Consider the following 11,132-nt stretch of genomic DNA (forward strand, 5'->3'; position numbering starts at 1 on the left):
TCACCTTCCAACGGGTGCCAAACGGCCCGGCGTGCAAACGTCGGGCCGTTTTTCTTCAAGCCCCCCCAGCCAGACGGCTGCCCGTTTGGCGTAGTAGGTCAGGATCATGTCCGCACCGGCGCGCTTGATGCCCGTCAGGCTTTCCAAGGCGATCGCCTTGCCATCCACCCATCCGGCGGCGGCGGCACTCTCGATCATCAAGTACTCGCCGCTGACCTGATAGGCGGCCACCGGGAGGGTCGTGCTTTCGCGGACGCGGCTGATGATGTCGAGGTACGGCCCCGCCGGCTTCACCATCACCATGTCGGCGCCTTCCGCCTCATCCAACAGGACCTCCCGGATCGCCTCGCGGGCATTCCCCGGGTCCATCTGATAGGTCTTCTTGTCGCCCTCCTTCGGCGCCGAGTCGAGCGCCCCGCGGAACGGACCGTAGTAGGCGGAGGCGTACTTCGCCGAGTAGCTGAGGATCGAGACATCCTGGAAGCCCTCCCCGTCCAGCGCCGACCTCAGTGCGGCCACCCGCCCGTCCATCATGTCGCTGGGAGAAACGATGTCCGCTCCGGCCCTGGCATGACACAAGGCCTGTTGACAGAGGATTTCGACCGTCTCGTCATTGAGCACCTGAAGCCCCCCCTGCTCGTCCCGGCGGACCACCCCGTCGTGACCGTCCGAATTGTAGGGATCGAGCGCCACGTCGGTGATCACGCACAGCGTCGGATGAGCGGCTTTCAGCGCGCGGATGGCCCGCGGAACCAACCCGAAGTCATTCGCGCACTCTTCCGCTTTCGGAGTCTTCAGGTGGTCTTCAATCTTCGGGAATAGCACCACGGCAGGAACCCCCAGCGCATGCGCTTCCCCCGCCTCCCGGACCAGCCCCTCCAGCGACCAGCGCGTCACTCCGGGCATCGAGGCGATCGCGACATCGGACGGATCCTCGTGCAGGAAGAGCGGCAGGATGAAATCCGCCGGCGTGAGGACGTTCTCGCGGACCAGGGAACGGATCGCCGGCGTGCGGCGGTTGCGGCGGGGACGAATATGCATCTGGGGATTGTGTTGAAGATTCACCCGGTCTCGACTCAAGCCACCGGCGTCAGCTCGTAGCCCTCCTTGCCATCCTTCATGTTCCAGCCCTTGGCGGAAAGCTCGGCGCGCATCGCATCGGCCTTCGCCCAGTCCTTGGCATTGCGGGCAGCCCAGCGCTCCTCGGCGATCGCGCGGATCTCCGCGGGCACCTCCGCTTCCGGCTCTTCCTCGGGAAGCGTGAGCCCCAAGGCCCGCAGCAGGCGGTTGAAGGCGGCCATCGCCCTGGCGGCATCCTCCCCCTCCAGCTTCGCCGCCTCGCGGAGACCCGTGAACAGGCCGCCGAGACAGCCCGGCGTATTCAGATCATCCTGGAGGGAATCCCATGCCGCCTGGAACGGCCCGAACCCGACGGCGTCGAACCGCGCTTCGGCCGGAGCTTTCGCCGCCAGCGCCCGCGCCCCTTTGGCCAGCTTCGCCATGGCTTCCCTTGCCGCGCCGAGGGAATCGAGGGTGAAATTGAGCGGCTTGCGGTAGTGGGCACCGATCAGCACGTAGCGCACTTCCATCGCACTGAAGCCCTTGGCGGCCAGATCCTCCAAAGTATAAAAATTTGCGAGCTTCTTGGACATCTTCCCGCCGTCCACCAGCAGATGGGTGGTGTGGAACCAATGCGCCGCGAAATGACCGCCGCACGCGCACTGGCTCTGGGCGATCTCGTTTTCGTGGTGCGGGAACATCAGATCAACCCCGCCCGAATGGAGGTCAAAGTCGTCGCCAAGGTACTCCTTGATCATCGCCGAGCACTCGAGATGCCAGCCGGGGCGGCCCTCTCCCCACGGCGAGGACCAGTAGTTCTCGCCGTCTTCCGGGCGGCGACCTTTCCACAGCACGAAATCCGACAAACTGTCCTTCTCATACTCGTCGGCGTTCGCACGGACATTCTGGGTTTTGCCGAGTTCCAGCTCCCGCTTGTCGAGATGAGACAGCTTCCCGTAGCCGGGGAACGAGGCGATATTGAAATACACCGACCCGTCCTCCGAGGCGTAGGCGTGCCCCTTCTCGACCAGCTTCCCGATCATGGCAATCTGCTGCGGGATGTGCTCCACCGCACTCGGCTCGATATGGGGCGGAAGCAGACCGAGAAGCCCGCAGTCGGCATGGAAGCGGTCCGTCCAGCACGCGGTGAAATCGGCGAGCGACTTCCCCGCTGCCTGGGAGTCCCGGATCGTCTTGTCATCGACGTCGGTGATGTTCCGGACATGCAGGGTCCTCATCCCCCCGGTTTCCAGGGTCCGGCGGAACACGTCCTGAAGGACAAAGGTGCGAAAGTTCCCGATGTGGGCCGGCCCGTACACCGTCGGACCGCAGCAATAGAACCGGTAGGTTGAACCGTCGAGGGGACGGAGCTCCTTGAGCTCTCTCGCCAGGGTGTCATATAGCCGCATCGCCACGGGGTCTAGCGGCTGTCACGCGCGAATTCAACCGCGATGAATCGAGATGATCATCGCAGAAGCCGCACTTCATGGAGGCGAGGCTCCTCCCCGGCTTCCACGATCTCAACGGGAATCGTCAATTCGCGGCGCGCTTCGCCACTGCCCGCACCCCGATCCGGCTGCGTGCGCTGAAACCGCGTCTTCCACACCACCAGGGAAAGGGCGGCGCAGATCATCGCGATCCCTGCGAATCTGATCCGGGCGAGCAACATGAAGCTCCCGCAGAGAAATGAAGTTTTTAGAAACTATCAAGTTTAATTAAAAACTTTTCTGGTTCGCATGACCCTCCTGCCCATGCTTCGTTTCCCCGGGATGGCACGCAACGAACGAGCACGTCAGGTCGCCGTCAGCATCATGATCCTCGGTGGCATCGCCGGGATCTTCGTGCTGGTGGTGCTTGGGCGCCACCTGCCGGGTCTTCCCGGCGAGTTCTTCGCGCGCGTCGCCGGCGTCATCACCACCCCGTTTCTGATGGAGGCCTCGGTGTGCTTCCTCGGCCTGATCATCGTGATGCTGCTAAATCACTGGCGCCGGGTCAGGGACGGCGACGAATTGGTCTACCTCGACGAGATCGAGGATGCTCCCGACGACTTGCCGCCGAGCGCGAAATGGGCGGTATACCGCGAGCAGCCGCTGGCACCGGAAAACCCGACGGCAGCGGACCTGTTGGAAGGGGCTCTGGCGATCGGCGACCACGAGTCGGCGATCGAGGCGCTGGCATCGATGGACGATACCGAGCGCCACCAGCCCGAAATCATGAAACTCCGGATCGCCCTCGCCAAGGCGACCGGCAAGGAGGAGCTTGCCAGACGCCTGGAGTCCGAACTGGCGGGCTGATCAGCGGCTCCGCCGGGCAGCCTCCTCGAGGAAAATCTCCGCCAGCCGGAAACAGCGGCGCGTGACCTCGCGGGCATCGTTGTCGTCGATCAGGGCCAGGCCCTCTTCCCCGACTTCGGCTTGGAACATCTTCCAGGCCTTCTTCGCCACCTCCTCGGGGTCGAGCTTCGGCCGCGGAGCCGCATGCATCACCGGAGCCGGCGCGGACGTGTCGCCGGGCTCCTTGTGGCCATCGGCCGAGGGTGCCACCGCATGGGGATGCTGGCCTTGCTGGGACTGACCGCTCTTTTTCTTGCGACGGCGCCGCTTCTTGTTGTTCCCGGGCGGGTCTCCCTGCGGGGATTCGGAAAAGAAAGGGATCGGCTCCGGATCGGACGAGCCCTCTACAGGGGCATCATCCACCGGCTCGGGCCGCGCCTCTGGGGCCTCCGCAGCCGGGGCCGGGGTGCTGGCTTCTGCGGCTGCGCTGGACTCCTCCCGGGGAGCCGGGGCATCCGCGGTCGTGTCCAAAGGCAGCGACTCGGTCGTCGCTTCGGCGGCCTTTGCCTTCGGCTTGGCGCCCTTCCGGGCAGCGGGCTTTTTACGGGCGGTCTTGGCTGCCGGAGCAGCGGCGGTGGTGTCTTGTGAATCGTCGCTCATCGCTTGGGGAAAGAAGCCTCCGGGGTCGGGCCGCGTCGAGCGCAAAGCCCGGTTTCCCGGGGGTGAAAAAAGGGGCTTCCTCCCGTCACCCTGCGGCGCGGAGGAAGCCCGGTTGGATCAGGTTCAAATTACCAGTTCCGGATATCGTCGAGGCAGTCGTCGTGATCCGGATTGGCGTTGGTCTTGCCATCGGGACCCGCTGACCAGATGTCGAAGTCGGGGTTCACCGCCGCCGGGGAATCGCCCGAGCGGTAGTGGTAAGGATTGCCATACGGATCGACGATCCGCGCCTGGGCGTCCTTGCCTTGGATCCATGCCTGGCCCGACTTGGTATTGTTCTCCGGGTCGAGGTCTCCCAGATAAACCACGCCACCGCTGTCGCGGGTTTCGAAGCCATCGTAGTACAGATACTTGTAAAGGACTTCGTCTCCGCGTTCCCCGTTTGAATCGGGACTCGGCGGAAGTGAGCGGTTGTCGGCCTGATAGTCCTCAAGCGCCTTCTCCAAGAGCTTGATCTGGACCTTGGCCTTGTCGCGCGCGCTCTTCTGGTTGATGAAACCGAGGGCTCCCATCGTCAGCGCGGCAAGGACCGCGATGATGGCGACGACCACGACCAGCTCGATCAAGCTGAAGCCTTGGCGGCGGATGTTGTTCTGATGAATCTTCATGGGTTGTTTCCGGGTTTGCCGGGTCAAGGAGCGGAGCCCCCGGGGGCTGTCCCCGGTATCCACCGCTCCCCGGACCACACTCACTGCTCGCCCATGGTGGAGATGATCTTGATGAGCGGCAGGAAGAGCGCCATCACCACCATCCCGACGACCAGCGCCAGAATAACGATCATGATCGGCTCCAGGATAGAGGTAAGCGCGGTCACCGCGTTGTCCACTTCATCGTCGTAGACGTCCGCGACCTTCAGGAGCATCTCGGGCAACTGGCCGGTTTCCTCACCGACGTCGACCATCGAAATAACCATCGAGGGGAACACGCTGGCGGACTGCATCGGCGTGACGATCGACTCCCCTTCCTTGACCGCTTCGTGCACCTTCTCGATGGCGTCGGAGACGATGACGTTGCCAGCGGTGTCGCGGGTGATGTTCAGCGCCTGCAGGATCGGGACGCCCGAGGTCACCAGGGTACCGAGGGTACGGGAGAAGCGGGCGATGGCCGACTTGCGCTGGATGTCACCGAAGATCGGGGCCTTCAGCTTGAAGGCGTCGATCACCCGGCGGCCTTTCTTCGTCTTGCCCCACATGTTCATGAGGAAACCGATGAGCATCAACACCAGGAACACCCAGACGATGTTCGGAATGACCCAGATCGAGGGCTTGAGGAAGAACTTGGAGGCACCGAAGACCACCTGCGAGATCATCGGCAGTTCGGCGTCGTTGCCCATCTCCGCGAACATCGCCTCGAACTTGGGAACGATGAAGAGCATGAGGAAGACAAGGATGGCCACCGCGATGAACATCACGATCACCGGATAGACCATCGCCGAGACGATCTTGTTCTTCAGCTTGTGGGCCTTTTCCTGGTACTCCGCCAGACGGACGAGAACGACTTCAAGCACACCGCCCAGCTCACCGGCCTTCACCATGTTCACATAGAGCTTGTTGAAGATCCGCGGGTGCTGGGCCAGCGATTCGGAGAATGTGGAACCCGACTGCACCGAGTCGGCCAGCGCCCCGATGGTGCCCTTGAGCACCGGGTTTGGCTCCTGCTTTGCCAGCACCGTCAGACCTCGCAGCAGCGGCAGGCCGGAGTCGATCAATGTCGCCAGCTGGCGGGTGAAAATCATCAGCAGCTTCGGCTTGATCCGGCCGCCGGTGGAGGTCTTCACCTTCTTGCCGCCCTTGGCCTTCTTGGCGGCGGGCTTCTTGGCGGCCGCGAGCTTGCCCTTCCCGGCTTCGACGACCTGCAGGGGATAAAATCCCTGCGCCCGGAGCTGCTGGATGGCTTCGGCTTCGCTCGTGGATTCGATGGTGCCGGACGTTTGCTCGCCCTTGGCATCGGCAGCGGTGAATTGGAACTGAGGCATGGGGTTATTTTTAAATCGAGTGATATGATTGTGGGCGGGCGAGAAGGGTCTGGCGACTCAAATTTCGGCCCGGCCCGGGCGGGATCAGGTGTATTTCAGGACTTCCTCAATGGTGGTGTGGCCGAGGTAAATGTTGCGCAATCCATCCTCACGGAGCGTGTTCATTCCCAATTCCACCGCCTTCTGCTTGATCACCACGCTCGGGGCGCGGTCGGTGATGAGCTCGCGGATCGGATCCGTGATGTTCAGGAGTTCGTAAAGCCCCTTCCGGCCCTTGTATCCGCTGCCACCGCAGATGTCGCAGCCCTTGCCGGTGAAGAAGTCCTTGTCGCCCAGTTCGTGGACGGCCACGCCGAGCTGATGGAGGATGCTCTCGTTCGGTTCATACGAGGCCTTGCAATCCTTGCAGATGGTGCGGACGAGACGCTGGGCCAAGACGCCTTCCAGCGAGGCGGCGACCAAGAACGGCTCGCAGCCCATGTCGACCAGACGCGTGACCGCGCCGGCCGCGTCGTTGGTGTGGAGCGTGGAAAGCACCAAGTGCCCGGTGAGCGATGCCTGGATGGCAATCTGGGCGGTATCCATGTCGCGCATCTCCCCCACCATGATCCGGTCGGGATCCTGACGAAGGAAGGCGCGGAGCACCCGCGGGAAGGTCAGGCCGATCGCCTCGTTGCAGGGAATCTGGACGATGCCGTCGATGTCGTATTCGACCGGATCTTCCGCAGTCAGGAGCTTGGCGTCGATGGTGTTGATCCGCTGCAAGGCCGCATACAACGTCGTGGTCTTGCCCGCACCGGTCGGTCCGGTGACGATGAAAATCCCGTTGGGCTTCTCGATCGTGTCGCAGATGTATTCGTAGGTCTCCGGGGGCAGGTGGAGGTTTTCCAGCGACAGGTTGACCGAGGATCGGTCGAGAACCCGGAGCACCACCGATTCACCGTACTGGGTCGGAAGGGTGGAAACGCGCATGTCGACCTGGCGATCACCCACTTGCTTCACGATCCGGCCGTCCTGCGGGACGCGGCGCTCGGCGATGTTCATGTTCGACATCACCTTGATGCGCGAAAGGATCGCCAGCGCGAGGTGGACCGGCGGTGGAGCCATTTCGTAGAGGCTCCCGTCGACGCGGTAGCGGATCTTGAACTCCTTCTCGAAGGGTTCGAAGTGGATGTCCGACGCGCGCTCCTTGATCGCCTGGAACAAGACGATGTCGACGTAGCGGATGATCGGCGCCGAGTTCGCCTCGGCCTCGAGGTCCGCCTGGTTCATGCTCGCGTCGGCACCGCTTTCGAGCTGGCTCAGGATGTCTTCCATCGCCTTGCCCTCGCCGCCGTAGCAGTCGTTGATCTTCTGTTCGACGATGTAGTCGGGAGCCACGGCGAGGACGATCTCGCGGCCGAGCGCGAAGCGCAGGTCCTCGAGGGTCTGCGGGTTCATCGGATCGACCAGGGCGATGTGCAGGCCCTCGGCGTCGAAGTTCACCGGCAGGGCGCCGTGGAGCCGGGCGGTACCGGCCGGGACCAGGGCGAGCAATTCGTCCGGCGGCGTCCAGTTGCGGAGGTCGACCATCTGGGCCCCGAGTTCGGAGGCGACGACGGGCCAGACATCGTCGCGATGCTGGATGACCTGGAAGTCGGCGAGGATTTCGGCGGCCTCCTTGCCGCTGTGGTCGACTTCGGAGAGGATGTCCTGTCCGAGCGAGCGGTCGATGAGGCCACGGCTGATGAAAAGTTCTACGATCTGGTTGCTGTCCATGGATCGGGTTTTCGAAAAATTGAATGGGTAGGGTTAGGATCCTTGGATCACTCGAAGTCGGCCATGGTGACGTGGATGACTTCCTCGGGCGAGGTGAGGCCGGCCAGCACCTTGCGGACGCCGTCCTCGCGCATCGTGCGCATGCCGAGTTCCCGCGCGCGCTTCCGCAGCTGGCTGGAACCCAGGTTCTCGTTGATCAGGTGGCGGACCTCGTCGTCGACCTGGAAGAGTTCGAACAGGCCGGCCCGGCCGCGGTAGCCGCCGCCCCGGCACTTGTCGCAGCCCACCGGACCCATGATGGTCGCACCGGCGTCGCGGCTCGCGTCGAACTGGAGCGCCCGGGCTTCCTTGTCGGTGAGCGTGTGAGGCGCCTTGCACACCGGGCACAGCTTGCGGACCAGGCGCTGGGCGAGCGCCGCCCGCACCGCCGAGGCAATGAGGAAGCGCTTGATGCCGATGTCCGCGAGACGCGCGACCGCGGCGGGCGCGTCGTTGGTGTGCAGGGTGGAAAGCACAAGGTGACCGGTGAGCGCGGCGTTGATGGCGATGTTGGCCGTTTCCGCGTCACGAATTTCCCCGATCATGATGATGTTCGGCGCCTGGCGGAGCATGGCGCGCAGTGCCGCCGCGAAGGTCATGCCGATGTCGGTCTTCACCATCACCTGGTTGATGCCCGGCATCTCGTATTCGACCGGGTCTTCCACCGTGATGATCTTCTTGTCCGGCTTGTTGATGACGTTCAAGCAGGCGTAAAGCGTGGTCGTCTTGCCGGAACCGGTCGGCCCGGTGACCAGCACGATGCCGTCCGGCAGGCCGATCAGCTTCTCGAACTCGGCCTGGTCGTCGGAGAAGAACCCGAGTTCCGGCAGGCCCAGCACGAGGCCGGACTTGTCGAGAATACGCATGACGACCGACTCGCCGTGGTTGGAAGGCACGGTGGAAACACGAAGGTCGATCTCCTTGTCGCCAAGCTTCACCTGGATGCGGCCGTCCTGGGGCAGGCGCTTTTCCGCGATCGACATCGAACCGCTCATCACCTTGAGACGGGCCACGATGGCCGGCAGGAGCTTCTTCGGGTGGTTGTCGATCTCCACCAGCTTGCCGTCGATCCGGTAGCGGATGCGCACGGACGTCTCGAGCGGCTCGATGTGAATGTCCGAGCAGCGGTTCTTCATCGCCTCTGTCAGGAGGTTCTGCACCAGCCGGATGATCGGGGCGTCGCTATCGGAAACCTCCACGTCGTGGGCGCCGGCGATGTCGAGATTGGAGCCCGACTCGGTCAACCCGTAGAACTGCTTGAGGAACAGGGTCACCGCGTCGATCGGCGCGCACACGAAGGACAACTCGCGGCCCAGCACGTGGGGCAGGCTGTCCATGGTCTCGAAGTCGAAAGGATCGGCCACGGCAACCGTGAGGTAGACTCCGTCATCCGCCACCGGGATCACCTTGTAGCGCCGGGCGATGTCGTCCGGGACCGCGCTGGCGACTTCGGGGTCGATGGTCATCTGCCCCAGGTCGATCGCGTCCATGCCGGCGTTCTGGGCCAGCACCGCGCACACGGTACTTTCGGAGAGATCGGTATCGCTGAGCAACCTCTCCACCACCGCGCCGCCTTTCTGGCGGGCCTGGTCGAGCTTTTCGGGAGTAACCGCACCTGCTTCCACCAGCAGGTCGGCCAAGTAGTCTTCGTTGGAGAACACGGGTTTTCGGGCCTTTTAAATCAGTCGGACACCGGGACGGCGTTGTGCGCGTCCCGGCTGTCGCAGATTGGTCAAGGCACTCCCCCCTTGTCAACCAGCCGCCGGAACAATGTCGAGGAATCCGCCGGGGGTAGGCACCACGTATGGACGATGCCACCGCGAAAGCCCGGCCTCACTCCATCCGCGACCCGCAGCGCCGGCAATATTTGGCATCCGGAAGGTGCCCGTGGACCCCGCAGGACGGGCAGGCGTCCGAGGTCCGGTCTGCCTCCAGCTTCGAGATCTCGGCGGTCAGGATCCCCGTGGGCACCGCGATCACGGCGAATCCGGTCAGCGCCAGCAGCGAGGTCAGCAATTGCCCGAGCCCGGTGGTCGGGGTGATGTCGCCGAAGCCGAGGGTGGTGATCGTGACGATCGCCCAGTAGATGCCGGTGGGGATGCTGGAGTAGCCCCCTTTCTCCCCCTCGATCAAATACATCAGTGTCCCGGCAATCACCGAGACCGTCAGCATGAAGGTGAAGAAAACGGTGATCTTCGCCCGCGATTCGTAGATCGCCCGCAGCAGCAAATCCGCCCCGCTGACGTGGCGGACCATCTTGAGGACCCGGAACATCCGCATCAGGCGCAGCACCCGGATCACCTGCAAGGCCTGCGCCCCGGGGGCGACCAGCATCAGGTAGGTCGGCAGCACCGACAGCAGGTCGACGATGCCGTAAAAGCTCCGCGCATAGCGTCCCGGTCGCCGGACCACATAAAGCCGGGCCAGGTACTCGATCGAAAACGCGATGGTGAACATCCACTCGAGCGTCCGCATCAGCGTCCCGTGGCGCCGGGAGATTTCCGGCACGCTTTCCAGGACCACCACCAGCACGCTCAAGCCGATCAGCCAGAGCAGCACCACGTCGAAGCGCCGGCCCGCCGGGGTCTCGGCTTCGAAAATAATCTCCCGCCACCGCTCTCGGCGCGACCTGCCGTCGCTCGAAATCTCATCCATGGGTGCAGGCTGCAACAGCCCCGGCCACTTGGCACGCCGGAACCTTCGCTCCACCGCGCCTGCCCCCGCATCGGATTTGACTGCCTCTCGCTCCCCTTACAGTTTCCAATTCGTGGATCAATTCCGGCGATGTTCCCTAGCGACACCAGCGGCCCCATACCCCCGCGACCCATCTCACTGGTCAATTGGCCGCGGCTGATTGCCTCCGCGTGCCTGGTGATTGTCGTGGCGGGATGGCTTTTTCAAATCGACACCCGCGACGGATGGCTCCTCGGAGCCTTCTTTGTCTGGGCGTCCATCGGTCACGAGGTCGGACGCATTCGCCGGCTCCTCCGTGGCTTGCCCGCCGGCACCACCGACCGGATGGTGCGCGACTACTTCGCCGGGGATTCGGCGAGGAAATGGTATCCCACCGAGAGCCTGATCCGAGACTTCGATCTCGTTTTCGCTGCACGACAAGAGCCCCGCTCCGGGAACAGCCCCGAATGCCGCCAACCATGAAACAGTTCCCCTCCAAAGAGCGCATTCGCCATGGCATCACGCCCGCGGCTTTCGTTGAGTTTTGGTGGTGGGTGATTGTCTTCGCTGTTCTGGCCGCAAGTCATTTCACTCTGGAATGGTTCATGTGACAATCGGCCTGAATTGCTTCCCGA

Annotated in this window: 12 protein-coding genes; 3 read left to right on the forward strand and 9 right to left on the reverse strand. The window is 63.5% G+C overall.

Features of this window, described 5'->3' with window-relative positions; genetic code table 11:
- From hemB to IG178_RS05630, 3 genes are read right to left on the reverse strand one after another with little or no spacing between them, the layout of a single operon-like run.
- Positions 1–1,041, reverse strand: coding sequence for a porphobilinogen synthase (hemB, locus tag IG178_RS05620; RefSeq protein WP_193211544.1), 1,041 nt, complete (start codon positions 1,039–1,041; stop codon positions 1–3).
- Positions 1,042–1,076: 35 nt separating this feature from the next.
- On the reverse strand, positions 1,077–2,474 hold the full coding sequence (gene cysS, locus IG178_RS05625; RefSeq protein WP_193211545.1) for a cysteine--tRNA ligase: 1,398 nt from the start codon (positions 2,472–2,474) through the stop codon (positions 1,077–1,079).
- Between the two features lie 50 nt (positions 2,475–2,524).
- Positions 2,525–2,728, reverse strand: a complete 204-nt coding sequence (locus IG178_RS05630) for a hypothetical protein (RefSeq protein WP_193211546.1) — start codon at positions 2,726–2,728, stop codon at positions 2,525–2,527.
- A 67-nt stretch (positions 2,729–2,795) separates the two neighbouring features.
- On the opposite strand from IG178_RS05630, the gene IG178_RS05635 reads away from it, so the two are divergent.
- Entirely contained in the window at positions 2,796–3,353 is a 558-nt protein-coding gene (locus IG178_RS05635; RefSeq protein WP_193211547.1) for a hypothetical protein, read from the forward strand.
- Here IG178_RS05635 and IG178_RS05640 read toward each other — a convergent pair whose 3' ends face one another.
- The 6 genes from IG178_RS05640 to IG178_RS05665 all read right to left on the reverse strand — a co-directional run bounded on the left by IG178_RS05640 (position 3,354) and on the right by IG178_RS05665 (position 10,479).
- A complete protein-coding gene (locus IG178_RS05640; RefSeq protein ID WP_193211548.1) occupies positions 3,354–3,992 on the reverse strand; it encodes a hypothetical protein in 639 nt (212 codons plus the stop codon).
- Between the two features lie 128 nt (positions 3,993–4,120).
- Positions 4,121–4,660, reverse strand: coding sequence for a type II secretion system protein GspG (locus tag IG178_RS05645; RefSeq protein WP_193211592.1), 540 nt, complete (start codon positions 4,658–4,660; stop codon positions 4,121–4,123).
- Positions 4,661–4,740: 80 nt separating this feature from the next.
- Positions 4,741–6,027, reverse strand: coding sequence for a type II secretion system F family protein (locus IG178_RS05650; protein WP_193211549.1), 1,287 nt, complete (start codon positions 6,025–6,027; stop codon positions 4,741–4,743).
- Positions 6,028–6,111: 84 nt separating this feature from the next.
- Complete coding sequence (locus IG178_RS05655; RefSeq protein ID WP_193211550.1) at positions 6,112–7,785, reverse strand: GspE/PulE family protein; 1,674 nt, start codon at positions 7,783–7,785, stop codon at positions 6,112–6,114.
- 47 nt (positions 7,786–7,832) lie between these two features.
- The gene (locus tag IG178_RS05660) at positions 7,833–9,485 is read right to left on the reverse strand and encodes an ATPase, T2SS/T4P/T4SS family (RefSeq protein WP_193211551.1); all 1,653 of its coding nucleotides are present in this window, start codon (positions 9,483–9,485) and stop codon (positions 7,833–7,835) included.
- A gap of 172 nt (positions 9,486–9,657) precedes the next feature.
- Positions 9,658–10,479 carry an ion transporter gene (locus IG178_RS05665; RefSeq protein ID WP_193211552.1) on the reverse strand — a complete coding sequence of 274 codons (822 nt, stop codon included), beginning with the start codon at positions 10,477–10,479 and terminating at the stop codon, positions 9,658–9,660.
- A 129-nt stretch (positions 10,480–10,608) separates the two neighbouring features.
- Here IG178_RS05665 and IG178_RS05670 point away from each other — a divergent pair, with 129 nt between their 5' ends.
- Together IG178_RS05670 and IG178_RS25880 are read left to right on the forward strand one after the other, a co-directional pair.
- Entirely contained in the window at positions 10,609–10,980 is a 372-nt protein-coding gene (locus IG178_RS05670; RefSeq protein ID WP_193211553.1) for a hypothetical protein, read from the forward strand.
- A complete protein-coding gene (locus IG178_RS25880) occupies positions 10,977–11,108 on the forward strand; it encodes a hypothetical protein (RefSeq protein WP_255518948.1) in 132 nt (43 codons plus the stop codon). The genes IG178_RS05670 and IG178_RS25880 overlap by 4 nt, the downstream gene beginning before the upstream one ends.
- The last annotated feature ends 24 nt before the right edge of the window (positions 11,109–11,132 follow it).

Origin of the sequence: Neoluteolibacter marinus, from assembly GCF_014904755.1 — a bacterium.
Taxonomy (GTDB): domain Bacteria; phylum Verrucomicrobiota; class Verrucomicrobiia; order Verrucomicrobiales; family Akkermansiaceae; genus Haloferula; species Haloferula marina.

Coding starts and splice junctions, on each gene's coding strand:
- IG178_RS05650 (WP_193211549.1), bottom strand. CDS start 6,027: ATGCCTCAGTTCCAATTCACCGCTGCCGATGCCAAGGGCGAGCAAACG.
- IG178_RS05630 (WP_193211546.1), bottom strand. CDS start 2,728: ATGTTGCTCGCCCGGATCAGATTCGCAGGGATCGCGATGATCTGCGCC.
- IG178_RS05670 (WP_193211553.1), top strand. CDS start 10,609: ATGTTCCCTAGCGACACCAGCGGCCCCATACCCCCGCGACCCATCTCA.
- IG178_RS05635 (WP_193211547.1), top strand. CDS start 2,796: ATGACCCTCCTGCCCATGCTTCGTTTCCCCGGGATGGCACGCAACGAA.
- hemB (WP_193211544.1), bottom strand. CDS start 1,041: ATGCATATTCGTCCCCGCCGCAACCGCCGCACGCCGGCGATCCGTTCC.
- IG178_RS25880 (WP_255518948.1), top strand. CDS start 10,977: ATGAAACAGTTCCCCTCCAAAGAGCGCATTCGCCATGGCATCACGCCC.
- IG178_RS05665 (WP_193211552.1), bottom strand. CDS start 10,479: ATGGATGAGATTTCGAGCGACGGCAGGTCGCGCCGAGAGCGGTGGCGG.
- IG178_RS05655 (WP_193211550.1), bottom strand. CDS start 7,785: ATGGACAGCAACCAGATCGTAGAACTTTTCATCAGCCGTGGCCTCATC.
- IG178_RS05640 (WP_193211548.1), bottom strand. CDS start 3,992: ATGAGCGACGATTCACAAGACACCACCGCCGCTGCTCCGGCAGCCAAG.
- IG178_RS05645 (WP_193211592.1), bottom strand. CDS start 4,660: ATGAAGATTCATCAGAACAACATCCGCCGCCAAGGCTTCAGCTTGATC.